The organism is Acidocella sp. (assembly GCF_035535915.1).
Lineage (GTDB): Bacteria > Pseudomonadota > Alphaproteobacteria > Acetobacterales > Acetobacteraceae > Acidocella.
In genome coordinates this window covers 18,696-42,962 of the sequence record NZ_DATLPB010000094.1, presented here as the reverse complement: position 1 = coordinate 42,962, position 24,267 = coordinate 18,696, and the positions used below count along the sequence as shown (strand labels likewise).

Below are 24,267 nucleotides of genomic sequence, written 5' to 3'. Positions count from 1 at the left end.
CACTGGCGCATCAACTTTCGGTGAGACCGCCCGAGCACGGCACCCCCATGGATAAGCCGCCCCTCGTGGCGCTTCAGAAATTGCCCTGCCTTTTCCCTTGACTTTGGGTTAGGCACCGCATACCCGTCTCACATACAAATAAGAATAACGGGGGAATAAATGTCCAATAGCCCGCTTTTGGGAATTGGTTTGGCCACTTTCCTGGTTCTGTCGCACAATGCTTATGCAGCCGGCGGAACCATTGAAATCGGCATGCTGGCCGACACATCCGGTCCCGCCGCATTGAGCGGGAGTCACAAGGTCAATGGCGCCCAATTGGCTGTCGATCAAATCAATGCGCATGGCGGCATCCATGGACAGATGGTGAAATTAATCGTCGAAGACGATCGTGGACAAAACCAAGCCGGCGTCTCCGCCTATGAAAAATTGGCCGCAGACCCGAATGTCGTGGCGATCATCGACTCCGTCCGCAGCACGATTGTTCAAGCGACACTCCCTTACGCTCTGCGCGACCAGATCCCCACACTCATCGGCGGCACCGACCCGAAATTGACGCATGTCGGCAATCCCTGGGTCTTTCGCTTCCGTCCCAATGACACATATGCCTCGCAGGCGATGGCGTCTTACTCGACCGGGGTCATGGGCAGCAAGAAGGTCGCGATCCTCTATGATACGGATGCCTTCGGGTCCGCAGGTAACAATCTGCTGATCGCTGCGTTCAAAAAAGACGGCGTCCCGATCGTCAGCGACCAGGGCTATACCACGGCCGCGCAGGACTACACGTCATATCTCGAGACCATCAAAGGATCCGGCGCGGATACGCTGGAAACCTATATGACCAACGCCGAAGACGAAGCGCAGATGTTGAAGCAGCTGCGTCAACTTGGCTTGAACATCGCCATCATGGGCTCGCCGTCGATTGCCACCGCCGTCGACATCCAGCTTGCCGGAGATGCCGTGAACGGCACGTATGGCGTGTCGGATTTCGTCGCCTCGGGAACGCCGGTCTCGAAAGAATTTACGAGCGCCTACGAGGCCAAATATCATAGCGCGCCGGATCTGTTCGGCGCCTGGGTGTATGATGCCGTGAACGTCGTTTCCCAGGTGATCGCCGCTGACGGAACATCGCCCGGCGCCATTCAGAAAGGGCTTCACGCGGTACAGAATTACCCCGGCGTCGAGGGAACTTACAGCTTCGACCGGAACGGCGACGGGTTGCACGGGTACTGGGTGGTGCAGATGAAGAATAAAACCGCCGCGCCGATCAAGTTCGTCGATTTCAGTTCATCGTAGCTCCGATGGCTCGCGGCATACGGCGTTCTTGAACGCCGCATGCCGCCATAATTTCAGCCGTGCACCGCAGGAGAACGCGTTTGTTATCTGAAATCCTCCAGCTTGCCGTCACCGGCATCGCCGTCGGCAGCATTTACGGTCTCGTCGCCCTCGGCTTCAGCCTGATCTATTCGTCCGTCAATGTCGTGAATTTCGCACAGGGCGATTTTGCGATGATCGGCGCCTATTTCATGGTGAGCCTGCAATTGGGCGCCCGGCTGCCTTTATGGCTGGCCATCATTCTGAGCATTTTTCTCGCCGCCTGTTGCGGTGCCCTGTTTCAGTTACTGATCTACCAGCCTGTTCGCCGTCGCGCACGCAATTTCCTGCCGGTGATGATCGCGACGGTCGGCGCCTCCACCTTCATCGAGCAGCTGTTCCTGATCATTTACGGCCCGCTCCCTTATCAGCTGCCGAGCATTTTCCGCGCGCAATCCGTGCACGTCGCGGGCGTCTCGCTGTACCCGCAATATCTCGTCATCATCGTCGTCACCGCTGCCATGGTGGCACTGCTGCACTGGTTCCTCGAACACACCAAGCTCGGCAAGCAATTGCAGGCGACGGCGCAGGATCCCGACACCGCGCGCCTCATGGGCATCAGGGTCACACGGATGGCGGCCCTCACCTTTGCGATCAGCACCGGTCTCACGGGGCTTGCCGGCCTGCTGATCGCGCCTGTCTATCTGGTGACATCCACGATGGGCGCGACCATCGCGTTAAAAGCTTTCGCGGCCGCCATCGTCGGTGGTTTCGGCAGCATGAAAGGCGCGATCATCGGCGGCCTGGCCATCGGCTTGGTCGAAACCTTCGGCGCCACCTATATCTCCAGCGCCTACCATGATGCGTTTCCATTCGTCTTCCTGATCCTGTTTCTGATCTTCCGGCCGCTGGGCCTCTTTGGCGAAAAAGTCTCGCAAAAGGTCTGACTTCCGTCCACGAGATGACGGCTTTACGGCGTCGCCAGGACGCCATGATTTTGATGCTCGCCGGGGAATTCCGCATGATCGTAAAAATTCTAAAATTTCTGCCGTTCCCGATCATTCTTGCGCTCATCCCGCTGTTTCTTCCGGAGGGCCGTACCGGCGCCTATTACCAGACGCTGCTGATCCTCACGGTATCATATGCCACCGCCGCGCTCGGCCTGACCGTTCTTCTCGGCTATTCCGGCCAGATCTCCCTGGCCCAGGCCGCGTTTTTCGGAATCGGCGCCTATGTATTTTCCGTTCTCGCCGTGACGTACAATGTTCCCTATTGGCTGAGCCTCCTGGCCGCACTCGCGGTGACATCGGCGTTCGGCTTCATCCTCGGCGCCATCTCATTGAGGCTGGCCAGTCATTATCTCGCGCTGGTCACGATCGGCTTTCAGATCATCACGCAAGTCGTCCTGAACAACTGGCGCGGCTTTTCCGGCGGCGCTGACGGCATTTCCAACATCCCCCGCCCCACGCTGCTTGGCCTCGGCATATCGACGGACCTTGGTTTCTACTGGTTCTCGCTCATCGTCTTTTGCGGTGCCGCCTACATCGTTTATCGGCTGCGCCAATCGCGGCTGGGCTGGGCCCTGCTCGCGCTCCGGGAAGATGAAATCGCCGCCGCGTCGAACGGCATCAGCGTCTTCTGGACCAAGGTTCTGGCCTTCGCCGTCTCCGCCGCTTTGGGGGGGCTGGGCGGCGTCCTGTACGCATCGGGCTCTCTATATATCAGCCCGGACGTGTTCAACTTCTATCAATCCGTCTCGTTCTTCGCCATGGCGCTGGTCGGCGGCCGCGAATCGATCGTCGGCACCAGCCTGGGCGCCGCGCTCATCACCTTCCTCCCGGAAGTCCTGAGATTCCTGCACGCTTATACGATTGCAATCTATGGATTTCTGATCGTCGTCGTCGTGCTGTTTCTCCCCGACGGGCTGTACGGCCTGTTGCTGCGCGGCACCGCCGCGCTCAGCCGGAAATTCCTGACGGTGGCGCGCCCACAGCCGGCACGGCCCGCACCACTCCCCACCACATCGGCGCCGACCGCCCGCCCCTGCGCCACCACCGAACCGCTCCTCGAAATCAAATCCCTCAGCAAACATTTCGGCGGGATCAAGGCAGTACAGAATCTCGACCTCACGATCTGCAAAGGCGATGTCGCCGTGCTCATCGGGCCTAACGGTTCGGGCAAGACCACCGTCCTGAATGTGCTGAGCGGAATCTACAACACGACTTCAGGCTCGATCATGTATCGCGGGCAGGAGATCGGCAACACGCCTCCCAACCGCGTCAATCGCCTCGGCATCTGCCGGACCTTCCAGAACATCCGCCTCTTCCCCGAACTCACGGCGCTGGAGAATGTCGCGGTCGGCTATTATTCGAAGGGCACGGTCGGGCTCATCGGCACCCTGCTCTCGCGCCCTTTGGGCTATCGGGAGGAAGCGGCCGCCCGCGTCAAGGCACGGGAGGTCCTGCAATTTCTCGGCTTCGACCGGCTCGACATCAAGGCCAAAAATCTCCCTTATGGGCAGCAACGCATCGTCGAGATCGCCCGCGCCATCGTCTCCTCGCCGGAGCTCTTGCTGCTCGACGAACCCGCGGCCGGCATGAATCACGAAGAGACCGCAGCACTTTCGCAAATCCTGTATCGCATCCACGCCTTGGGCCTGACGATGTTGCTGATCGAGCATGACATGTCGTTCGTCGCCAGCGTCGCAACCCGCGCCTATGTGATGGATTTCGGCCAGAAAATCAGCGAAGGATCGGTCGCGCATGTGCTGCAGGATCCCGCCGTGGTGAAGGCCTATCTCGGGGATGACATCGCCTATGCTTAAAGTCCATAACATCCAAGCGAATTACGGCGCCGTATGCGCTTTGCACGATATCAGCCTGGACGTGATGCCGGGCGAGATCATCGTCCTGCTCGGGATGAACGGCGCTGGAAAATCGACAACGCTGAAAGCGATTTCCGGCCTCATCCATCCCGCGCGCGGCAGCATCATTTTTCAGGACAAGCCGATCGACCGCATGAGCCCGGAGCAGGTGGTACGCATGGGCATCGCGCATGTGCCCGAGGGGCGGCATGTGTTTCCCGGGCTGACGGTCCGCGAAAACCTGATCATGGGCACCTCCAACCGCCGTGTCTCGCACCGCGAAACGGAGCAGGATATCGAGCGCATCCTCCACATCTTCCCCGACCTGAAGCGCCTTTACACGCAAATGGGCTGGTCGTTGAGCGGCGGCCAGCAACAGATGCTCGCGATCGGGCGCGGCCTGATGGCCCGCCCGCAATTGCTGATGCTCGACGAACCGTCGCTCGGCCTCGCGCCGGTCGTCGTCAAACAAATGTTCCGCACCATTGAGGAACTCAACCGCGAAGGCATGACGATCCTGCTGGTCGAGCAGAATGTGAATCTCAGCCTGCGCATCGCCCATCGCGCGTATTTGCTTGAAACCGGTCGGATCATTCGCACGGATCGCAGCGCGAATCTGTTGCAGGACAATTCATTTAAAAGCGCTTTGTTGGGGGCGGGCCATGGCGTAGCGTGAAGTGAAGTAAGCAGCCGCTTTTTGAAAAAAGCGGCGCAAAAACTTTTGTTATGCTGGGCCATGGGCTGTGTCAGCGATAATGCCCGTAGCCCAGAGTAAATAAAGTTTTTTTGCTACTTTTTGTTCACAAAAAGTAGTCCTTCCTTTTGCTTTCCTTACGAGGGAACTAAAAAATGGCACAGACAATCTTCGACCTCTCCGGCCGCACCGCTCTCGTCACGGGTTCGTCACGTGGGCTGGGGCAAGCGATCGCGGCGGGCCTGGCGGCGGCCGGCGCTTCCATCGTGCTGAACGGCACCGATGCCGCCCGGCTCAGCGCCGCGGCGTCGTCGATGCGGGAGGCCGGATATTCCGTGCAGGAGCTGAGCTTCGACGTGACCGACGAAGCCGCGATCATTGCCGCGTTCGCCCGGTTGGATGAAGCCGGCACCAGCATCGATATTCTTGTCAACAATGCCGGAATCCAGCTGCGCAAGCCGATGGTCGAGCTGGCAACGGCGGAGTGGCAGCGCGTCATCGACACGAACCTGACCAGCGCCTTCGTTATCGGGCGCGAAGCGGCGAAGCGGATGATCCCGCGCGGGCATGGCAAGATCATCAATATCGGCTCGCTCATGAGCGGGCTGGCGCGGGCCACGGTCGCGCCCTATGCGGCGGCCAAAGGCGGCGTCAAGCTGCTCACCCAGGCCATGGCCGCCGAATGGGCCCCGCACGGGCTCCAGGCCAACGCGATCGGCCCGGGCTTCATGCTGACCGACATGACCTCTGTGTTGGCCGGAGATCACAATTTCGCCTCCTGGCTGCACGCGCGCACCCCGGCGCAACGCTGGGGACGGCCGGAAGACCTGATCGGTGCGGCCATATTTCTCGCCTCGGCCGCGTCGGATTACGTGAACGGCCAGATCATTTACGTCGATGGCGGCATCACCGCCGTGCTCTGAATGACCCAACGGGAGATCGAATTGAACAACACGGCACGCCCGGAACGCAAAATCATCATCACATGCGCGATCACCGGCGCGATCCACACGCCGAGCATGTCGCCTTATCTTCCGGTCACGCCGGAGCAGATCGCCGCATCGGCGGTGGAGGCTGCACAAGCCGGCGCGTCGATCCTGCATCTGCACGCGCGTGACCCGCAAACGGGCAAGCCGGACCAGTCGCCGCAAGCTTTTGCGCCGATTCTTTCGTGGATCAAAGCGCGCTGCAATGCCGTGGTGAACATTACCACAGGCGGCGCGCCCTATATGACGGTCCAGGAGCGGGTGCGGCCGGCCGCCTTGTTCAAGCCTGAGATCGCGTCCTTGAACATGGGATCGATGAATTTCGGCCTCTTCCCCATGCTCGAGCGCGGCACGGAATTCCAGCACGCCTGGGAGGCGGAAGTGCTCGAAGCCTCGCGCGACCTGATTTTCCGCAACACCTTCCAGGACATCGAATATGTCCTCAAGGCGCTCGGCGAATCCGGCACGCGCTTCGAGTTCGAATGCTACGATGTCGGCCATCTCTACAATCTGCACCATGTCTATCGCCGCGGCCTGGTGAAGCCGCCTTTGTTCATCCAGACCGTGTTCGGCATTCTCGGCGGCATCGGCACGCATCCTGAAGACGTGCTGCATATGAAACGCACGGCCGACCGTTTGTTCGGAGCCGATTATCGCTGGTCCGTGCTCGGCGCCGGCCGCCACCAGATGCCGATTGCGGCACAGGCAGCGGCGATGGGCGGCAATGTTCGCGTGGGGCTCGAGGATTCCCTGTGGCTTGGCGCCGGCCGGCTGGCGGAAACCAACGCAGCGCAGGTGCGCCAGGTGCGCCAAATCATCGAGGGGCTGGGGCTCGCTGTTGCGACACCGGAGGAAGCGCGGGGCATGCTGGCGCTCAAAGGCAAGGAAGCGGCCGCTTTTTGAAAAAAGCGGCACCAAAAACTTTTGTTATGCTGGGCCCGGGGCGTTGGAACCGCATGGGCCCAAACTAACAAAAAACTACTTTTTGTTCACAAAAAGTAGCGCTTCCGTCCTTTTGGTTAATAATATTGTACTGAACAAAGAGGAAACCACCATGAAAATCGCCATCATCGGCACCGGCCTGGTCGGCTCCGCCTGGGCCATCGTTTTTGCCCGCGCCGGCTGCGCTGTTTCGCTTTTCGACAGCGTGCCCGGTGCCGCGGACAAGGCCGTTGCGATGATCGCCGAACGGCTGCGTGATCTCGAGCATAACGGCCTCATCGACCAGAGCGCCACGGTCCTGGCGCGTATCGGCCAGGCTTCGTCGCTTGCCGAGGCGGTCGAAGGCGCCGCTTATGTCCAGGAAAGCGTTTTTGAAACCGTGGCCGACAAGCGCGCAATTTTTTCCGCGCTCGATAACGTAGTCGGCCCCGACACCGTCATCGGCAGTTCCTCCTCGGGCATACCGGCCTCTGCCTTCACGGACCATGTCGCGTGCCGGGCGCGTTGCCTGGTCGCCCATCCCGCCAATCCGCCTTATCTCATCCCCGTGGTGGAGCTGGTCCCCGCGCCATGGACGTCACCCGATACGATGGCGCGCGTGCGCGCCTTGATGTCCGAAGTGGGCCAGGAGCCGATTGCGCTCACGCGCGAAATCCAGGGGTTCGTGATCAACCGCCTGCAAGGGGCGCTCTTATCCGAAGCCTGGCAGCTTGTCGCGGACGGCATTGCCTCGGTTGAGGATATCGACCGCACGGTTTCCGCGGGGCTTGGCTTGCGGTGGAGTTTCATGGGCCCGTTCGAGACGATCGACCTGAACGCGCCGGGCGGCGTGGCCGACTACGCGCGGCGCTTCGGCCCGCTGTACAAAGACATCCACGACTCCCGGCGCGAAGTTCGCGATTGGGATGATGCGTTGATCGCGGAGGTCGAACGGCAACGCCGGGAAGCACTCACCCAAGCGTCTCTCGCCACGCGCTCCGCATGGCGGGATCGCCGCCTGATGAATCTGGCCCGGCACAAACGCGCCATGGCGGATCGGGATCAAACGGAAGACAGCTAAGATTGGAAGGCTACGTGGCGCAAATATCCAGGAACCGCTGAAAACCGTTCTCGACATGGGCCCGCAGCGCGGCGCCGGCGCGCTCGGGGTCCTGGCTTCGCAGGGCTTCGACAATCTTGCGGTGTTCCAGGCGGGACGGCGTATTGCCATCGGGGGCGGCAAAACTCTGGCGCCGGAGCAGATGCATGCGGTCAATAACGCGCCGGTAGAATTCCAGCAAAACCGTGTTGCCCGTCATCTCGACGATGCGATCGTGAAACGCGATGTTCAGGGTGAAATACGGACCGACGGCTTTGGCGGCATCCTCCAGCCGGTCCAGCCAGGCGAAAAGTTCGTCCACCTGACCGCGGGTGATACGTGTCGCCAGGCATTTTCCGGTCATCTCGTCGAGCGTTGCGCGTAAATCATATAATTCCCGCGCCTCTTCGGCGGAGATTTCGCGCACGAAGGCGCCGCGGTTTTTCTCCAGTTTGACCAACCCCGCCTCTTCAAGGGCGCGGAACGCCTCGCGGATCGGCGCCCGGCTGACGCGCAGGATCTGCGAAAGGCTCAACTCGTTGAGTCGGGCGCCGGCGAGCAGGTCGCCGTTTTTGATCATCCGCAAAATTTCCTGCTGCACCAGGTCGGCGACCGTCTTGGTCTGCAAAAAGTCGAGATTGTCGAGCGCTGACGTCATGGGCCTGACCTTTACAGCGCAACTCTACCGGGGTCACGCCTGTTTTTTGCATCTTGTCCTATTGTCGACAATCTGACAACACTACCCAAAACAGCCGATTTGGAGAGAAAATGTCCCGTAGCCCGACACAGGCCCGTTAATTATGTTGTCGAAGCCCGGCCGGAGGCCTTGCCCGACGCCGTCCGCAAGGAAGCAAAGCGCACATTTCTGAACTGGGTCGGGTGCGCCGTTGGCGGCTCCCATCATGAGACCCTGGATATCGCGATTGCCGCGCTCAGCCCGTTTGCCGGCGCCGGCACGTCCAGCATCCTGGGCCGCGCCGAGCGGACGGACCCGCTGCACGCCGCCTTGTTCAACGGCATCAGCTCGCACGTGTTCGATTTTGACGACACGCATCTGCGCACGGTGATCCACCCCGCCGGCCCGGTGGCAAGCGCCTTGCTGGCTTACGCCGAATATCGGCCCGTCACCGGCCCTGATTTCATCAATGCGCTCGTCCTCGGCGTCGAGGTTGAGTGCCGCATCGGCAAAGCGGTGTTCCCGGCACATTACGATGTCGGCTGGCATATCACCGGAACCACGGGGGTTTTCGGCGCAGCGGCTGCGGTCGGCAAATTGCTGGGGCTGGATGCGCAACGCATGGCCTGGGCGTTCGGGCTTGCCGCGACACAGCCGGTCGGGCTGCGCGACATGTTCGGCACCATGACGAAGAGTTTCCACCCCGGCCGCGCCGCGCAAAACGGCTTTACCGCCGCGTTATTGGCGCAAAAAGGCTATACCAGCTCGGAGCAGGGGATCGAGGCCAAGCGCGGCTGGGCCAATGTTCTGAGCACCAGCCGCAACTATGATGAGATCACGGAAAATCTCGGCAAAAGCTACGAAATTTCCGTCAATAGCTACAAGCCGTTCGCCTGCGGCATCGTCATTCACCCGACCATCGACGGCTGCATCCAGTTGCGCAATGCCGAACATCTCGATCCCACCTTGATCCGCTCGGTCGATCTGCGCGTTCATCACCTCGTGCTCGAGCTCACCGGCAAGACCGCGCCGAAAACCGGCCTCGAGGGCAAATTCAGCGTGTATCACGCTGCGGCGATGGCGTTCATCGACGGCACAGGCGGCGAGAAACAATTTTCCAACGAGGCGGTCGTGAATCCGAATGTCATCGCGCTGCGCGAGCGCATCAAGGCGACGGTCGACCCCGCAATCGCCCCGGATGAAGTGCGTATCACAGTGACCTTGATGGACGGAACCGTGATCGAACACCACGTGCCGCACGCCATCGGCAGCATCGCGCGGCCGATGACCGATGCCGACCTGGAGAGGAAATTCCAAGACCTCGCAGACGATATCCTCGGTCCGCAGCGCGTCAAGGAACTCCTCGCCCAGTGCTGGGACCTGGAACGGTTCAACGATGTCGGAAAGCTTTCCGCGGCCGCTCGGCTGTAGCCATACCGGAAAAACAATCGACAGGAGAACATCCGTATAATCAGTCCCATACGCCGGAAGACGGCGTTCTTGGTGTGCGGCGCACACCAAAACACTGCCTGACTACGCCGGAGCCCGACGCGGCTTGGTAATTCTGAAGGCACTGCGCAATCCGCCTTGATGTCGAAGACTTAAATAAAAAAATTGGGGAACGCATGAAAATCCATAAAGTACAAAGTCCCGACCAGGACTACACTGTTTTCGCGCGCATCGATCGCCTGCCCGCTTCTTCGCGCTATCTGATGGGCTTGATCGCACGGATTGCGGCAGGCGGATGGTTTGAGTTTTTTGAATTGTTCATGCCGGGCTTCATCTCGCTCGGCCTGGTGCGCGCGGGCATTTTTACACTCACAAATAAAGGCTTGCTGGACACGCACAGTTTCGCGAGCTTCCTCGCGTCATTTTTCCTGGGCATGTTCCTGAGCACCTGCCTGTTCGGCTTCATCTCCGACAGCTTCGGCCGCCGTTCGATCTTCATCTGGTCCATGGTGGTGTATTCGGCCGCGCAATTCATGGTGGGGGTACTCAGTAACCCGGCCTTGATCGACCTGGCGCGGCTCATTGCGGGCTTTGCGGTCGGCATGCAGCTCATCAATAACGACAGCTATATTTCCGAACTGACCCCGCGCGCCTCGCGCGGGCGCTATATGACAACATCTTTCATTTTTGTACTCTCGGCGATTCCCGGTGCGGCCCTGCTCGCCGCCCTGCTGGTGCCGCACGATCCGTTTGGAATCGCCGGCTGGCGTTATGTCGTTCTCTTCGGCTCTGCCAGCGGCCTGATCATCTGGTTCTTACAGCGCGGCCTTCCGGAATCGCCGCGTTGGCTGGAAGCGCATGGCCGTCTCGCCGAGGCCGACGCGGTCGTCACCGAAATTGAAAACCATGTCGTGCGCGAACGCGGTGCGCCCCTTCCCCCTCCGGATCGCAAAAATGCGCCGGAAGCGGTGCATGACTCCGCACGATGGCAGGAAATGTTCGGCGCCTTCTACCTTCCCCGCACGCTCATCATCTCGGTCTTCCAGTTCGCCCAGACTATCGCCGTGTTCGGCTTCACCGCCTTCGTTCCAGTTCTGTTGATGAAGCACGGCATCAGCGTCGTGCATTCTCTCAACTACACTTTGATGATCGTCCTTCTTGCCCCCGTGGGGGCGACTTGCGGCGCCTATTTCTCGGAACGGATCGAACGCAAATGGCAGCTGGTTTTCACCGCCTGCCTGATCAGCGGTGCCGGCGCGGTCTTTGCACTCGGCACCAGCGTGCCGGTCATCGTCTGCGCCGGCGGCCTGATCGCGCTGGGAAACAATTGGATGATCAGCGTTTTTCATCCCTACGCCGCGGAATTGTTCCCAACCCGTATCCGGGCACGCGCCCTGGGCTTCACTTTCTCGTGGAGCCGCGTCAGTTCGATTTTTGTCGGCTACTGGGTCGGCGACCTTTTGGCGGCCTATGGCGCGAAAGCCGTGTTCATCATGATTGGTGCCGCAATGCTCTCGATTATCGTCGGCATCGGCGTCTTTGGCCCGAAGACCAACGGGCAAGCCCTCGAAACTCTCTCACCTTAAGGAACGTGAAATTGCAGAACGACACGCTGAAAATCGGCATTCTTGAAGGCGATGACATCGGCCACGAGGTAGTGCCGGAGACCATCAAGGTGATGCGCCGGGCCGCCGAAATCACCGGCCTGTCGGTCGCCTGGGAGCCGGTGCCGATCGGCAAACGGGCGCTCGATACGCTCGGCTTCACCTTGCCTCCCGACACGCTGGAGCGGCTCGAAGCCCTCGACGGATGGGTGCTCGGCCCGATCGGCCACCAAGCTTACCCGAAGGTCAAGGAGACGGTGAACCCGCACCCGATTCTGCGCAAGCATTTCGATTTGTTCGCCAATATTCGCCCGGTGCGCTCTTACCCCGGCATCCCGTCGGTGCATCAGAATGTCGACCTCGTGATCGTGCGCGAGAATAACGAAGGCTTTCAACCCGACCGCAACGTCGTCGCCGGCTCCGGCGAGTTCCGGCCAACCAATGACGTGACGATTTCGGTGCGTGTGATCACGCGCAATGGCTCCTCGAAGGTTGCGCGCGAGGCGTTCGAGCTGGCGCGCTCTCGCAAAAAGCAACTGACCGTGGTGCATAAAGACACCGTTTTCAAGCTCGGCTGCGGCATGTTCGTCGAAGAATGCAAGCGTATTGCCCAGGAATATCCCGATGTGCAGATGCAGGAGGCCATCGTCGACACGTTTGCGATGCGCCTGGTGATGACGCCGCAGAAATACGACGTCGTGGTCACCACCAACATGTTCGGCGACATCCTCACCGACGAAGCCGCCGGCCTGGTCGGCGGCCTCGGCCTGGCCCCCGGCCTGTGCGCCGGCCCGCGCCACGCGATGGCGCAGGCCACGCACGGCTCGGCCCCCGACATCGCCGGCAAGAACATCGCCAACCCCTACGCGATGATCATGTCCGGCCAGATGCTGCTCGACTGGCTCGGCCGCAAGCACAATTCAGCACAAGCATTGCAGGCCGCCGCGCTGATCGAAAATTCGGTCGACACCGTGATGCAAGAGAGGAAATTCCTCACCGGCGATCTCGGCGGCACCGCGAAGACCTCGGAAATGGGCGATGCGATCGTCCTGGCGATGGGATAAAGAGAGCGGACGGAGCCGTCGGACGTCATGCTCGACGGCTTCTGGCCCTGCGTAACCTTGGCTAGTCATCCGAGCGTCATACGGATTGTGATGGACTCGAATCAACCAATGTATTAGCGTCGCCACGTGCCGGTAATGTTCATTTCATTAGGTGCAAGCCTATTTTGAACAAAAGTTTGCGCAGGCCTCAAAGGGAATTCCTGGGCGTAACGAGGGGAGCATGACAATGCGAACTCCGCTGAACATGACACGCCGTATCGCAATCGAAACCGGACTTGGCGCTGCCTTGTCGGCGCTCTATTTACCGGCATTGCGCGCCGACGAACTGCCCTATCACGGTAAAGAAGGGAATGCTTTTATGTCTCACCATCTCGACACGCCCCTCGCAGCTCAGAATGGCCAGCTCTTTATCGACGACCTGTATGTCTTCTCGGGCAGCGGCAGCACAGTGTTCATCATGGACGTCAACTCGAACATTACCGGAGTGCACGTCAAGCCCGGTTTCCATCATGAGGCGCGCTATGAGTTCAACATGCATCCCGGGGGCGCGGCTTCCGAAGCCCTGACATACCGGGTGTCCTTCGATGAACCGGGCGCAGACGGGCGGCAGGCAATGAAATTACACGTTCTCACCGGGCAGGATGCCCGCGAGGATTCCGCAACCGGCGAACTCGTGCTGAGCGGCCAGACAGGCGAGCCGGCAAGCGCGAGCGGCGTCCGTTTATGGGCGGGGCGCATCACCGACCCATTCTACATCGATCTGTCGCTGCTCGCGAGAATCAACGGACCGGTCAATAGCGGCACGGCAATCGACCTGTCGTCTTGGAACCCGGAGAGCGCGAAGAACAGCTTTGCCGGCACGATGGTCGAATCGATCGTGCTGGAAGTCTCTCACCAGCACCCCCAACTCAAACCCGGCGCCCGTATTGGAGTCTGGTGCGCCACCAAACTCGCGACCGATGCGGGCGGGTGGCGTCAAATCAACCGCGGCGGGCATCCCATGATGTGGCCGATCTTCTGGCCGGATGACACGTATTTTACGAATCCCGCTAACAAAAGCAGCCCGTTCGAGGACTTTGAGGCGGAGCGCGAACACATCGCGGAGCATATTGCCGCCGTTGTCGCGGCCAGCGGTACCTCGGGCGACCCGCATGCCTACGCCCAGACCGTGGTCCAGGAGTTGTTCCCCGATGTCTTGCACTACACCGTGGGGACGCCCGCGATATACGGCTTCGCCACCCGCAACGGCCGGCCGCTGGCGGACAACGCACCCGAAGCCATGATGTCTCTCGTCGCCGGCACGGCTGTACCCTCCGGGCTGAAGCCGTCCGTCGCCAAGGCCCAGAGAACCGACTCGTTCCCCTATGTGGTTCCCGCGTAACCAGTTGCAGAGTGCGGCCCTGGCGAACGCATTCCCGCCGCACTAACCAAGTGGTCTGCATCGGTCGGGAGCAGAATTTCAAACCAATCCACGACCGAAAATCTTGCTCCTTGGAGCCCGTGACATCGCAATGCCACGGGCCCAAAAATTAAAAAATTTTTGCGCCGCTTTTTTAAAACTCGGCCGCTTGCTGAACCCTTACTGCGCACAAGCCTCCAGCTCGGCGTCGGTGATGCCCAAGCTCACCGCCGCGTCACGGATTTGTGTCCAGCTCCTCTCATCCACCGGAATCCCCTGCGCCCGGCGCTCTGCCGCCACCCGGCGCTCCGGCTCGCCGGGCAGCAGGATTTCCGCGAACCCGGGAGCGACGCGCGCGGAGCGGATATGCTCGAGCGTGGATTGCACCGCGCCTTGCAGCGTCGCCCCGCCGAGCGGGGACAAATCCACCAGAACCGCGAACATGCTGTTGACGATGCCGCCGCGGCACGGCTCACCGGCGCGCTGCCCGCCGCCGATGGCGCCGGCCATGATCTCGCACATCACCGCCAGGCCCGAGCCCTTGTGCGCGCCGAACGTGGTGAGCGCGCCGATCTGCTCATCGATGAAGGGCGTCGGGTCTTGGGTTGGCCGGCCACCGGCGTCCAGCAGGCAGCCGGCCGGCACATCCAGCCCTTTATTGCGGGCGATGCGCGCTTTGCCGGCGGCGATGGTGGTGGTGGCCATGTCCAGCAGCAGCGGCCCTTCGCGCCCGGGCACGGCGGTCACGAACGGGTTGGTGCCGAGCCGGCCCTCCGCGCTGCCATAAGGTGCGGAGATGTCGCGATGGTCGGTGACATTCGCATAGCCGATAAAGCCCATGCCCGCCGCTGCCGCCTGCTCGCCATAGGTGCCGACGCGTCCGATATGCGCGCTGTTGCGCAAGGCCAGCACACAGGCGCCCAGGGTCTTCGCGCGCAGGATCGCCTGGTCGACGGCCTGCGCCGCCATGCATTGGCCGAACCCAAGCCCCGCCTCGAGCACCAGCAGCGCGCCGAAATCCAGCATCGTTTGCAGGGTCTGGTTCGGCACCAGCAAGCCCTTGCGCAGCAACTGCACATAGGCGGGCAGCATGCCGACGCCGTGGCTGTCGTGCCCGGCGAGATTGGCGCGCAGCAGATGGTCGGCGACCAGCGCGGTTTCCGCCTCATCGCTGCCCATGCGGCGGACGATGAGCGCGGTGACGGCACGCAGATGTTGTTCCTGGAAAAGCGGCATGGCGGATGTTCCCCAAACGATTTTGTATTTTTGTGTCGCGAATTTGCGGAAGCCTGATGCCAATTTGCCGGCGAAAGCGCCGCCTGTCCATTGCGCCTGCCGGCCGAAGACGGCCATAACCGGCGGGAGTTTGGCTGGAATCGACGGAACTCTCGCGTTGTGGCCGATGCCGCGCAAATTTATGTTGCAGGAGGTCAAATCACCGCAACGGAGACGAAAAATGTATCAGCTCCATTATTTTCCCAGCAACGCCAACGCCGCGCCGCAAATGGTGTTGGAAGAGATCGGCCAAGCCTACGAACTTGTGCTGGTCGAGCGCGGCGTGAACGCGCAGAAATCGCCGGAATATCTGAAGATCAATCCGAACGGCCGCATCCCGACGCTGGTCGACGATGGATTGGCGTTGTTCGAAGCGGCGGCGATCGTTCTGCATCTGCTCGACCGCCATCCCGAGGCCGGCCTCGCGCCGAAAATCGGCACGCCGGAACGGGCAAAATTCTATCAGTGGCTCACGTTCCTGACGAACTCACTGCAGGAAGAGCTGATGATCTGGCAGTACCCGGATCGCCTCACCGGCACCGATGCCGCCGCCACTGCGGTGGTGAAGCAAGGCGCCGAGGCCCGCGCCGCCGCCTATCTCGACGTCATCGAAAATCATCTCGCCGCGAATGGCCCGTTCTTCCTCGGCAACCGGCTGAGTGCCGCGGACTTCTATCTGGTCATGCTCGCCCGCTGGGCCCGCCCGATGACCAACCCGCCCCGGTCTCGCCCCAACATCGCCAAGCTGCTCGACCGGGTCACGGCCCTGCCGTCTGTCCGCCGCGCCTATGAGCGCCAGGGCGTCACCGAAGAGATCTGCTGAATTCACCGCATTTCCAACCCGCCGCGAATCGGCGCGTGAAAGGATCCGCTATGACTACCGAGACAATCAGCCGCAATATGCCGGAACGGATGGACCTGCCCTTCGTGGGCTTGGCGACCTTCGCCGGCCAGCCCGCCTGCACCGACTGGGACAAGCTCGACGGTGCCGACGTGGCCATTCTCGGCGTGCCGATCGACACGGCCTCGAGCTACCGTGTCGGCACGCGCTTCGGCCCCCGTGCCATTCGCGAAATGTCGATGTTCCACAGCTTCGGCCCGGAAGGCGTGTTCGATTTCGAGGATGAGGTCACCTATCTCACCGCCGAAGAGGTGAAGATCGTCGATGCCGGTGATTCCGATGTCATCTACGCCGATACCAAACGCAGCCTGGCTAACGCGGAATTGGCAGTCCGCGCTTTGCTCGATGCCAAGACGATGCCCTACATTCTCGGCGGCGACCATGCCATCACCATGGCGACGATCGCGGCCTATTCCAACGAAAAGCCGATCCACATCGTCCATCTCGACGCGCATTTCGACTTCATCGATGCCCGCAACGGCATCAGCTGGGGCCATGGCAGCCCGATGCGGCGCGCGTCGGAAATGGCCCATGTCAAAGGCATCACCACGCTCGGGCCCCACAACATGGCGTCCGTGAGCAAAAAAGACTACGAGGCGGCGAAGGCCTATGGCACGCATGTCGTCCCGTTGCGTAAACTCCGCACCATCGGCGCGGCGGCGTCCCTCGCGCATATCCCGGATGGCGAGCGTGTGTATGTCTCGATCGACATCGACAGTTTCGACCCGTCGATCGCGCCCGGCACGGCGACCATCAGCCATGGCGGCTTCACCTATTACGAGGCCAAGGACATCCTGCGCGAGGTGGCCAGGCGCTTCAATGTTGTCGGCGTCGACTTCGTCGAAGTGTCGCCGCCTTACGATCCGTCCGGCGTCACCTCGCTGCTCGCGGCGCGCACCAGCCTGGATTTTATCGGATCGATCTTCCACGAGCGTGCCAAACGGGCTTGATCCGCGCCGGCGAAAGCGCCAAGCGTAGCGGCGACCATGAACGAATTCCGGCCGCAGCCCGTGGCGATCATCGTTCCGGAGAACGCGCAGTCGCTCGACGTCTCCGGACCGCTTGACGCTTTCCTTGAAGCCAACCGCCAGGGGGCCGGACGCTGCCATTACGCCGTCCGCCTCCTGGCGGCCGGCCGCGACCGGGTGGTGAAGGCCGGCTTCATGTCCATCCTGGCCGAAAGCTCGATTTACGAAGACGCGAGCGCGATCGACACGCTCCTGGTCGCCGGCACGCCCTTCTACGCCCAGGCTTATGCCAATACCGACCTACAGGCCTGGCTACGGGACCGCGCGCCGCGGGCGCGGCGCTACGGCTCGGTGTGCACCGGGGCATTCTTCCTCGGTGCGGCAGGGTTGCTCGATGGGCTGAGCGCGACCACCCATTGGCAGCACGCCGCCGAACTGGCCGAACGCTTCCCCGCCGCCCGGATCGAGCCGGACCGAATCTATGTACAAGACGGCGCACTCTGGACATCGGCCGGCGTCACCGCGGGGATCGACCTCGCGCTCAAGCTGATCGAAAACGACCATGGCCGCGAGCTGGCCCTCGCCGTCGCCCGCCGCCTCGTGGTCTTCCTCAAGCGCCCCGGAGGCCAGTCGCAGTTCAGCGCCCACCTCGCCGCGCAAATCGCGACGGAAGGGCGCATCCAGTCCGTTCAGCACTGGATCCTCGACCATCTTTCCCTCGACCTCACCATGGCGGCGCTCGCCAACCAGGCGGGGATGAGCGTACGCAATTTCACGCGCGTTTTTCTCCAGGAAGCCGGACTCACGCCCGGCGATTTCGTGGAAATGGCGCGCGTCGATTCCGCGCGGCGCCTGCTCGAAGACACCGACATACCCCTGCAACGCGTCGCGTCGCGCTGCGGCTTCGCCAACCCCGACACGATGCGAAAAGCCTTTCTGCGCCGGATCGGCACGGGGCCGAGTGAATACCGCGAACGGTTCAGGCGGTAAGAAAGGAAGCTCTACTTTTTGTGAACAAAAAGTAGCAAAAAAAACTTTGTTATGGCGGGTCATGGGCGTTGTCGGCGACACAGCCTCAGGCCCAGCATAATAAAAATTTTTGCGCCGCTTTTTTTGAAAAGCGACTACTTTCTTTCGTCACGAGGGGCCGCCATGCCCGACAGCAGACTCGCCGAGGCCATTTTCGCCGTCCATCTCGCAATCATTGCCTTCAATGTCGCCGGGCTGGTCGTAATTCCCGTCGGCGCCTGGCTTGGCTGGTCGATTGTGCGCATGGCCTGGCTGCGGCTGCTGCATTTGGGCATGCTGCTTATCGTGACCGTGCAGGCGCTTGCCGGCCGGGCTTGTGTTCTCACGATCTGGCAGAACGATCTCACCGGGCTTCGGCAACCGGCCCAGCCTATGATCATGCGTTGGATTGAACGGCTGGTTTATTGGAATTTGCCGCCATGGGGTTTTGCCGTGATGTATAGCGGTGTGTTTTTATATGTTCTGGCACTGACGGTGTTCGTGCCGTTTTGGACAAGCAAAAGAAAGTAGCCGCTTTTTGAAAAAAGCAGCGCAAAAACTTTTGGTTACGATGGGCCATGGGCGTTGTCACCGACACAGCCCATGGCCCAGCATAACAAAGTTTTTTTGCTACTTTTTGTTCACAAAAAGTAGCGCTTCCTTTCTTTTACTTCCCCTACCTCGGCAGCGCCTCCGCGATTGCCCGCGTGAGATCCTCGGTGCGGGCCTTGCCGCCGAGATCGGGCGTGCGCGGCGCTTCCGGCCGCGCCAGAACCGTCTCGATCGCGCGCATCATTGCCGCGGCGGCTTCCGTTTCACCGAGATGATCCAGCATCATCGAAGCCGACCAGATGGTGCCGATCGGGTTGGCGATTCCCTGCCCGGCAATGTCCGGCGCGGAGCCGTGCACAGGTTCGAACATAGAGGGGAATTTGCGCTCGGGGTTGAGATTGGCCGAAGGCGCCACCGCGATCGTGCCCGTCACGCCGGGCCCGAGATCGGAGAGAATATCACCGAACAAATTCGAGCCGACCACGACATCGAACCGCTCCGGCGACATCACGAAGCGCGCGGCGAGAATGTCGATATGATACTGGTCGGTTCTGATTCCGGGATACTCGGCGCCGATCGCCGCGAAACGCTCGTCCCAGAAAGGCATCGAATGGAAGATGCCGTTGGATTTCGTCGCTGAGGTCACATGCTGGCGGTCAAGCTTGCGGGCGAGGTCGAAGGCGTAACGGAGAATGCGGTCGGTGCCATAGCGGGTGAACAGCGCCACCTGTTCCACCATCTCCCGTTCGGTACCGGCGAACGCGCGGCCGCCGAGCTGGGAATATTCGCCCTCGGTATTCTCGCGTACCACCCAGAAATCGATGTCGCCGGGTTTCTTGCCCGCAAGCGGGCACGGCACGCCGGGCAACAGCCGCACCGGCCGCAGATTCACATATTGGTCGAACTCGCGGCGAATCGGGATCAGCAGCCCCCAGAGTGAAACGTGATCCGGCACCCCCGGAAAGCCCACAGCGCCGAGCAGGATGGCATCATGCTCGGCCAGCCGCGCAATGCCGTCTTCCGGCATCATCCGCCCCGTCTGCTGATAGGTTTCGCAGGACCAGTCGAAATGCCGGTAGGACAGCGCGAAACCGAACTGCGCCGCGACACGGTCGAGAACATGGATCGCCGCCGGGACAACTTCCTTGCCAATGCCGTCTCCGGCAATGACCGCAATGTTATGTTTCTTCATGTCTGACTGGTTAGCACGCCCTCTCGACGCCGTCAGCAGTCTCGGACGACATATGGCAAAAAAGTGTTGACAGTTTATCGGGGCGCTCGCAACCTGGCATCATGGTCCCCAAGCAAGCCGAACGCGTCCCCCGCACCGCCTCCATCGTCCCGCTGGTTCGCCTCGAGATCGAGCGCTTGATCGGCTGCGGCGAACTGGCGGGCGGCGCGCGCATCAATGAGAGCGCGCTGGCGTTGCGGCTGGGCATCAGCCGGGGGCCGATCCGCGAGGCGTGCCGCGAGCTTGCCAACACCGGCTTGCTGCAAGCCGAGCTTAATCGCGGCTTCTTCGTGCACGAGGTCAGCACCAAGAAGGCCCTCGATATTTACGATCTGCGCGCCACGCTGTTCGGCATGGCGGCAAAACTTGCCGCCCGCGTCATCGCGTCCCATCAGCTCGATGAACTCACAGCGCAGGTCGAGGCCATGGCGCGCGCGATCGCGACGCATGATCTCGCCACCTATTACCCACTGAACGTGGAATTTCACCAACGCCTCGTCGAGGCGGCCGACAATTACAAGCTCACCCAGCTTTGGCCCCTGCTGGAAGCGGAGCTGCACCTGTTTCGTCGGCGCGGCCTCGTGCAAGGCGGCTCAATGGAAAGCTCGAACGCGGAGCATTTGGCCCTTCTGGCGGCGCTGCGCGCCGGCGACGACGCGCTGGCCGAGCGCCTCGCTGAGCGCCACATCCTGGCCGGCAAAGGACGATTCCTGCGCAGCCTGGATTAGGAGACCCCGGACGCCGCGCCACCCAACAACGCCCAAAACAAACTGTCGACAGTTACCACAGCGAAATACAAAAACAACAAAAACGGAAGGAAACAGCATGGCACCCGACGGTTCCGGACCGCCAAATCGGCGACGCGCCTTCGTCAGTCACGTTATCCTGGCGCTGCTCTGTGTTCTCTATCTGCTGCTCTATATGGATCGGGTAAACCTCTCGGTGGCGGCGGGCGCTATCAAATCCCAGTTCCATCTCACGGCGACGCAGCTTGGCATCGCCTTTTCGGCCTTTGGCTATGGTTATGTGCTGCTGCAAATCCTCGGCGGCTCGATCGGCGACCGAATTGGCGCCCGACGCACGCTCGGCGGCTTTCTGCTGCTCTGGGGCGGCACCGCCGTCGCCATCGGTTTCGTCAACAGTTTGGCCACGCTGATCGGCGCCCGCATCGTGCTCGGTATGGCGGAAGGCACTGCGCTGCCCACCGCGACGCGCGCGCTTGCATCGTGGTTGCCCGTGTCGCGGCGCGGCTTTGCGCAAGGCCTGATGCAAGGCTGCGCCCGGCTCGGCACGGCGATCGGCGCCCCCATCATCGCCGCCATCATCACGTGGAGCGGCACCTGGCGCAGCGCCTTCTGGCTGCTCGGTGCCCTTGGGCTGGTTTGGGTCGCTGTCTGGATCTGGTTCTACCGGGATCACGCGGCGGCGCATCCTTCCCTCAAGCGAGACGCAATGGCCTCAGATATGGCGGTGCCAAAAGCCTCCTCTCAGCCGCCGCCATGGGGATCGCTGATCCGGCGCATGGCCCCCACCATCGGCGTGTGGTTTTGCCAGGGCTGGACATTCTGGATGTTTCTGAGCTGGATTCCCATCTTCCTGCTCACGCAATACAAAATCGACCTGAAAAGCTCGGCCCTGTTCACCGCGGGCGTGTTTTTGGCGGGCGTCGCCGGCGATCTGTTAGGTGGCCTGCTCACCGACTGGATTTGGCGCCGCACCGGCAATGTGACGCGCGCCCGACAATCCATCGTTGTCACGGCCTTCCTGGGAACCGCTTTGTTCGTCGCGCCGATCATCTTCGTGCGGCACGATGTCACGCTCATCGCACTCTGCCTCAGCGGCGCGCTGTTCTGCCTCGAGCTGGCGACCGGACCGATGTGGGCCGTACCGATGGATATCGCGCCGGATCATGCCGGGACCGCCGCGGGGCTGATGAACACCGGCTCCGCGGCTGCGAGCATCCTCACGCCGATGGTTTTCGGCATCATCGTCGACGCCACGGGAAACTGGAACGCACCGTTCATCGGCTCGTTCGTTTTCCTCCTGCTCGGCGCACTCCTCTCCACCCAGATCAGGCCGGAACGCCAGATCCGGGCCGCAACAGAGAACCTGTCCTCTGAACTTCCCGCTTCCGGTCATGCGGATTGGACAACCGGATCCACAACGATCAGCTCAAGGAGATCATCATGAACGACCAGACGCCCGTCCCTTTTCCGGACGCAAAAAATCTCACGCGCGAGGTGGCGGAATTCATCCTCCGCACGAACATCAACGACCTTCCGGCAGAGGTCGTCGAGGCGGGCAAGAAGTCGATCCTGGATGGCATCGGCCTCGCGCTCGCGGGCTCGGTGGCCAAGACCGGCGAGTTCGTGCGGGCCCATTTGCACACGCTGGGGCTTGCCAACGGGCCGGCGACGGTGATCGGCACCGCATTGCGCGCCCCCGCACGCTTTGCCGCTTTCGCGAACGGCGTGGGCATCCACGCCGACGATTATGATGACACCCAGCTCGCGGTCGCCAAAGACCGCGTGTATGGCCTGCTCACGCACCCGACCGCGCCCGCGCTGCCCGCAGCCCTCGCGACGGCCGAGGCGGAACACCGTTCAGGCGCCGAGACGATGCTCGCCTACCATCTCGGCGTCGAGGTGGAATGCAAGATCGCCGAGGCCATCGCGCCGCGCCACTACCAGGAAGGCTTCCACGCAACCGGCACCTGCGGGACGTTCGCCGCCGCCGCCGCCGCCGCGAAGCTGCGCGGCTTCGACCTCGACCAAACGCTCCGCGCGCTCTCCATCGCCGGCAGCCAGTCGGCCGGGCTGCGCGAGAATTTCGGCACCATGACAAAGCCCTTCCATGCCGGCCGCGCCTCGGAAAATGGGGTGGTCGCCGCCGATTTCGCGGCACTCGGCTGGACCGCGACGGACAAGATTCTCGAGGCGCCGCGCGGCTTTTTCCGCGCCGCCGGCGGCGGCTTCGACGCGAAGGCCATCATCGGGCGCCTCGGCGCCCCCTGGACCTTCGCCTTCCCCGGCGTGTCCATCAAACCGCACCCTTCGGGCTCGCTCACCCATCCCGGCATGACCGAGATGCTGACGCTGATTCGCCAGCATGGCATCAAGGCCGAAATGGTCGAGCGCGTTGATGTCGGTACCAACCACAATATGCCGAACGCGCTGATCCATCATCGCCCTCAGGACGAGCTGCAGGCTAAATTCAGCATGGAATTCTGCATGGCGATCCTGCTGCTCGAAGGCAAAGCGGGCCTGCCGCAATTCACCGACGAAACCGTCCACCGCGCCGACGTGAAAGCGATGATCGAGCGCGTGAATTTCCACGTTCACCCTGAGGCCGAGGCCGCCGGATACGATAAAATGACGACGATCATCGACATCCATCTGAAGGATGGCCGCACCATTTCCGGCCGCGCCGATTTCGGCAAAGGAAGTCCCGCAAACCCGATGAACTATGACGAAGTCAGCGAAAAATTCTACGGCTGCACCGAAGCCGCACGCTGGCCTGAAGCGAAGGCAAAAGCCATCGTGGCCGCGGTACGCCGCATCGAGTCCCTGCCCGACATCAATGAGCTGACCAAACTCTGCGCAAGCTAAAACGAGAATGAGCTAAGGAAGCGCTACTTTTTGTGAACAAAAAGCAGCAAAAAAACTTTATTACTTTGGGCCGTTCTGGTTTCGCTGCCCCCGGCCCAGCGCAACCAAAAGTTTTTGCGCCGCTTTTTTCAAAAAGCGGCCGCTTTCTTTATGCATCTTCCCTACGAACTCCGCGACAACAGTACAGCTCATCACGCCCGTTTGAAGAGCGCGCCGCGAACGGCCCGGAATAAACACCCGGCGCCTTCGGTACTGCCTGCATCCGAGCCGCTTCATGGTGGAGCGGAGGATATTCAGGAAACCTGTGATGAACAAATTCCTCGTCGTAACGGCATGCGCCGTCGGCCTGTGCAGCCCTGCTTGGGCCGCCACAATTGTCCACGCGCCGGCAAATACCGCCGGCACGGTTTATTCCCACGATACCGCCGACGACCTTCCCTATCAGGTCAACCAGTTGCGCTCCCAGGTGAAAGCGCTACAAGGCCAGGTCAGCGCCCTCCAGGACGGCATGATGCAATCGAACGACGCTTCTGACGCACCGATCTGGCCGGTCGGAACCGGCGGCTGAGGGGCAGGCGATCAGCACCGCAGGACATGACGAAAATATCACGCGCCCCATGGGAATAAACCGGCGGTGCCGCAGTCTTGTGACGGTCAA

23 protein-coding genes are annotated in these 24,267 nt (G+C 61.6%); 20 read left to right on the top strand and 3 right to left on the bottom strand.

The genetic code is table 11. The features are described 5' to 3' along the window. Nucleotides 1–159 precede the first annotated feature (159 nt). From VNC39_RS12375 to VNC39_RS12345, 7 genes are all read left to right on the top strand, one after another. Entirely contained in the window at nucleotides 160–1,293 is a 1,134-nt protein-coding gene (locus tag VNC39_RS12375) for an ABC transporter substrate-binding protein (RefSeq protein WP_325399640.1), read from the top strand. Nucleotides 1,294–1,373: 80 nt separating this feature from the next. After that, nucleotides 1,374–2,258: a branched-chain amino acid ABC transporter permease gene (locus VNC39_RS12370; RefSeq protein WP_325399638.1), complete on the top strand. Its 885-nt coding sequence runs from the start codon at nucleotides 1,374–1,376 to the stop codon at nucleotides 2,256–2,258. Between the two features lie 44 nt (nucleotides 2,259–2,302). Next, the gene (locus VNC39_RS12365; RefSeq protein WP_325399636.1) at nucleotides 2,303–4,135 is read left to right on the top strand and encodes a branched-chain amino acid ABC transporter ATP-binding protein/permease; all 1,833 of its coding nucleotides are present in this window, start codon (nucleotides 2,303–2,305) and stop codon (nucleotides 4,133–4,135) included. After that, a complete protein-coding gene (locus tag VNC39_RS12360) occupies nucleotides 4,128–4,850 on the top strand; it encodes an ABC transporter ATP-binding protein (protein WP_325399634.1) in 723 nt (240 codons plus the stop codon). Before VNC39_RS12365 ends, VNC39_RS12360 begins: the two co-directional genes overlap by 8 nt. Before the next feature lie 173 nt (nucleotides 4,851–5,023). Next, nucleotides 5,024–5,791, top strand: coding sequence for an SDR family oxidoreductase (locus VNC39_RS12355; RefSeq protein WP_325399632.1), 768 nt, complete (start codon nucleotides 5,024–5,026; stop codon nucleotides 5,789–5,791). Further along, nucleotides 5,792–6,757, top strand: coding sequence for a 3-keto-5-aminohexanoate cleavage protein (locus VNC39_RS12350; RefSeq protein WP_325399630.1), 966 nt, complete (start codon nucleotides 5,792–5,794; stop codon nucleotides 6,755–6,757). Nucleotides 6,758–6,908: 151 nt separating this feature from the next. After that, nucleotides 6,909–7,856, top strand: coding sequence for a 3-hydroxyacyl-CoA dehydrogenase (locus VNC39_RS12345; RefSeq protein WP_325399628.1), 948 nt, complete (start codon nucleotides 6,909–6,911; stop codon nucleotides 7,854–7,856). 10 nt (nucleotides 7,857–7,866) lie between these two features. Here VNC39_RS12345 and VNC39_RS12340 read toward each other — a convergent pair whose 3' ends face one another. Continuing rightward, nucleotides 7,867–8,532 (bottom strand): FCD domain-containing protein, encoded by a 666-nt coding sequence (locus VNC39_RS12340; protein ID WP_325399626.1) that lies wholly within the window; start codon nucleotides 8,530–8,532, stop codon nucleotides 7,867–7,869. A gap of 99 nt (nucleotides 8,533–8,631) precedes the next feature. Between VNC39_RS12340 and VNC39_RS12335 the strand changes: the two genes are divergently transcribed. The 4 genes from VNC39_RS12335 to VNC39_RS12320 all read left to right on the top strand — a co-directional run bounded on the left by VNC39_RS12335 (nucleotide 8,632) and on the right by VNC39_RS12320 (nucleotide 14,048). Further along, nucleotides 8,632–9,981 (top strand): MmgE/PrpD family protein, encoded by a 1,350-nt coding sequence (locus VNC39_RS12335; protein WP_325399624.1) that lies wholly within the window; start codon nucleotides 8,632–8,634, stop codon nucleotides 9,979–9,981. Between the two features lie 194 nt (nucleotides 9,982–10,175). Next, a complete protein-coding gene (locus tag VNC39_RS12330) occupies nucleotides 10,176–11,585 on the top strand; it encodes an MFS transporter (RefSeq protein ID WP_325399622.1) in 1,410 nt (469 codons plus the stop codon). 11 nt (nucleotides 11,586–11,596) lie between these two features. Further along, nucleotides 11,597–12,667, top strand: a complete 1,071-nt coding sequence (locus tag VNC39_RS12325) for an isocitrate/isopropylmalate dehydrogenase family protein (RefSeq protein ID WP_325399620.1) — start codon at nucleotides 11,597–11,599, stop codon at nucleotides 12,665–12,667. A gap of 220 nt (nucleotides 12,668–12,887) precedes the next feature. Then, entirely contained in the window at nucleotides 12,888–14,048 is a 1,161-nt protein-coding gene (locus VNC39_RS12320; protein ID WP_325399618.1) for a DUF4331 family protein, read from the top strand. 198 nt (nucleotides 14,049–14,246) lie between these two features. Here the strand turns inward: VNC39_RS12320 and VNC39_RS12315 are convergent, their stop codons facing one another. Beyond that, entirely contained in the window at nucleotides 14,247–15,302 is a 1,056-nt protein-coding gene (locus VNC39_RS12315) for a malate/lactate/ureidoglycolate dehydrogenase (RefSeq protein ID WP_325399617.1), read from the bottom strand. 220 nt (nucleotides 15,303–15,522) lie between these two features. Here VNC39_RS12315 and VNC39_RS12310 point away from each other — a divergent pair, with 220 nt between their 5' ends. From VNC39_RS12310 to VNC39_RS12295, 4 genes are all read left to right on the top strand, one after another. Beyond that, nucleotides 15,523–16,164: a glutathione S-transferase family protein gene (locus VNC39_RS12310; RefSeq protein WP_325399614.1), complete on the top strand. Its 642-nt coding sequence runs from the start codon at nucleotides 15,523–15,525 to the stop codon at nucleotides 16,162–16,164. 50 nt (nucleotides 16,165–16,214) lie between these two features. Then, nucleotides 16,215–17,192, top strand: coding sequence for an agmatinase (locus VNC39_RS12305; RefSeq protein ID WP_325399612.1), 978 nt, complete (start codon nucleotides 16,215–16,217; stop codon nucleotides 17,190–17,192). A 36-nt stretch (nucleotides 17,193–17,228) separates the two neighbouring features. Then, nucleotides 17,229–18,200 (top strand): GlxA family transcriptional regulator, encoded by a 972-nt coding sequence (locus tag VNC39_RS12300; RefSeq protein ID WP_325399610.1) that lies wholly within the window; start codon nucleotides 17,229–17,231, stop codon nucleotides 18,198–18,200. Nucleotides 18,201–18,362: 162 nt separating this feature from the next. Then, the gene (locus VNC39_RS12295; RefSeq protein WP_325399608.1) at nucleotides 18,363–18,749 is read left to right on the top strand and encodes a DUF2784 domain-containing protein; all 387 of its coding nucleotides are present in this window, start codon (nucleotides 18,363–18,365) and stop codon (nucleotides 18,747–18,749) included. Nucleotides 18,750–18,894: 145 nt separating this feature from the next. On the opposite strand, the gene VNC39_RS12290 is transcribed toward VNC39_RS12295, so the two are convergent. Beyond that, nucleotides 18,895–19,962 carry a tartrate dehydrogenase gene (locus VNC39_RS12290; RefSeq protein ID WP_325399606.1) on the bottom strand — a complete coding sequence of 356 codons (1,068 nt, stop codon included), beginning with the start codon at nucleotides 19,960–19,962 and terminating at the stop codon, nucleotides 18,895–18,897. A 101-nt stretch (nucleotides 19,963–20,063) separates the two neighbouring features. On the opposite strand from VNC39_RS12290, the gene VNC39_RS12285 reads away from it, so the two are divergent. From VNC39_RS12285 to VNC39_RS12265, 5 genes are all read left to right on the top strand, one after another. Further along, entirely contained in the window at nucleotides 20,064–20,729 is a 666-nt protein-coding gene (locus VNC39_RS12285) for an FCD domain-containing protein (protein WP_325399604.1), read from the top strand. A gap of 97 nt (nucleotides 20,730–20,826) precedes the next feature. Continuing rightward, a complete protein-coding gene (locus tag VNC39_RS12280; protein ID WP_325399602.1) occupies nucleotides 20,827–22,191 on the top strand; it encodes an MFS transporter in 1,365 nt (454 codons plus the stop codon). Then, a complete protein-coding gene (locus VNC39_RS12275) occupies nucleotides 22,188–23,609 on the top strand; it encodes an MmgE/PrpD family protein (RefSeq protein ID WP_325399600.1) in 1,422 nt (473 codons plus the stop codon). Before VNC39_RS12280 ends, VNC39_RS12275 begins: the two co-directional genes overlap by 4 nt. A 32-nt stretch (nucleotides 23,610–23,641) precedes the next feature. Further along, the gene (locus VNC39_RS12270; RefSeq protein WP_325399598.1) at nucleotides 23,642–23,842 is read left to right on the top strand and encodes a hypothetical protein; all 201 of its coding nucleotides are present in this window, start codon (nucleotides 23,642–23,644) and stop codon (nucleotides 23,840–23,842) included. Nucleotides 23,843–23,916: 74 nt separating this feature from the next. Further along, a complete protein-coding gene (locus VNC39_RS12265) occupies nucleotides 23,917–24,177 on the top strand; it encodes a hypothetical protein (RefSeq protein WP_325399596.1) in 261 nt (86 codons plus the stop codon). The last annotated feature ends 90 nt before the right edge of the window (nucleotides 24,178–24,267 follow it).

What these genes read in the sequence shown, in the direction of transcription:
- VNC39_RS12365 (WP_325399636.1), top strand. Translation starts at nt 2,303, where the DNA reads ATGATTTTGATGCTCGCCGGGGAATTCCGCATGATCGTAAAAATTCTA.
- VNC39_RS12375 (WP_325399640.1), top strand. Translation starts at nt 160, where the DNA reads ATGTCCAATAGCCCGCTTTTGGGAATTGGTTTGGCCACTTTCCTGGTT.
- VNC39_RS12275 (WP_325399600.1), top strand. Translation starts at nt 22,188, where the DNA reads ATGAACGACCAGACGCCCGTCCCTTTTCCGGACGCAAAAAATCTCACG.
- VNC39_RS12305 (WP_325399612.1), top strand. Translation starts at nt 16,215, where the DNA reads ATGACTACCGAGACAATCAGCCGCAATATGCCGGAACGGATGGACCTG.
- VNC39_RS12310 (WP_325399614.1), top strand. Translation starts at nt 15,523, where the DNA reads ATGTATCAGCTCCATTATTTTCCCAGCAACGCCAACGCCGCGCCGCAA.
- VNC39_RS12360 (WP_325399634.1), top strand. Translation starts at nt 4,128, where the DNA reads ATGCTTAAAGTCCATAACATCCAAGCGAATTACGGCGCCGTATGCGCT.
- VNC39_RS12350 (WP_325399630.1), top strand. Translation starts at nt 5,792, where the DNA reads ATGACCCAACGGGAGATCGAATTGAACAACACGGCACGCCCGGAACGC.
- VNC39_RS12265 (WP_325399596.1), top strand. Translation starts at nt 23,917, where the DNA reads ATGAACAAATTCCTCGTCGTAACGGCATGCGCCGTCGGCCTGTGCAGC.
- VNC39_RS12315 (WP_325399617.1), bottom strand. Translation starts at nt 15,302, where the DNA reads ATGCCGCTTTTCCAGGAACAACATCTGCGTGCCGTCACCGCGCTCATC.
- VNC39_RS12320 (WP_325399618.1), top strand. Translation starts at nt 12,888, where the DNA reads ATGACAATGCGAACTCCGCTGAACATGACACGCCGTATCGCAATCGAA.
- VNC39_RS12355 (WP_325399632.1), top strand. Translation starts at nt 5,024, where the DNA reads ATGGCACAGACAATCTTCGACCTCTCCGGCCGCACCGCTCTCGTCACG.
- VNC39_RS12280 (WP_325399602.1), top strand. Translation starts at nt 20,827, where the DNA reads ATGGCACCCGACGGTTCCGGACCGCCAAATCGGCGACGCGCCTTCGTC.
- VNC39_RS12345 (WP_325399628.1), top strand. Translation starts at nt 6,909, where the DNA reads ATGAAAATCGCCATCATCGGCACCGGCCTGGTCGGCTCCGCCTGGGCC.
- VNC39_RS12340 (WP_325399626.1), bottom strand. Translation starts at nt 8,532, where the DNA reads ATGACGTCAGCGCTCGACAATCTCGACTTTTTGCAGACCAAGACGGTC.
- VNC39_RS12300 (WP_325399610.1), top strand. Translation starts at nt 17,229, where the DNA reads ATGAACGAATTCCGGCCGCAGCCCGTGGCGATCATCGTTCCGGAGAAC.
- VNC39_RS12295 (WP_325399608.1), top strand. Translation starts at nt 18,363, where the DNA reads ATGCCCGACAGCAGACTCGCCGAGGCCATTTTCGCCGTCCATCTCGCA.
- VNC39_RS12285 (WP_325399604.1), top strand. Translation starts at nt 20,064, where the DNA reads ATGGTCCCCAAGCAAGCCGAACGCGTCCCCCGCACCGCCTCCATCGTC.
- VNC39_RS12330 (WP_325399622.1), top strand. Translation starts at nt 10,176, where the DNA reads ATGAAAATCCATAAAGTACAAAGTCCCGACCAGGACTACACTGTTTTC.
- VNC39_RS12290 (WP_325399606.1), bottom strand. Translation starts at nt 19,962, where the DNA reads ATGAAGAAACATAACATTGCGGTCATTGCCGGAGACGGCATTGGCAAG.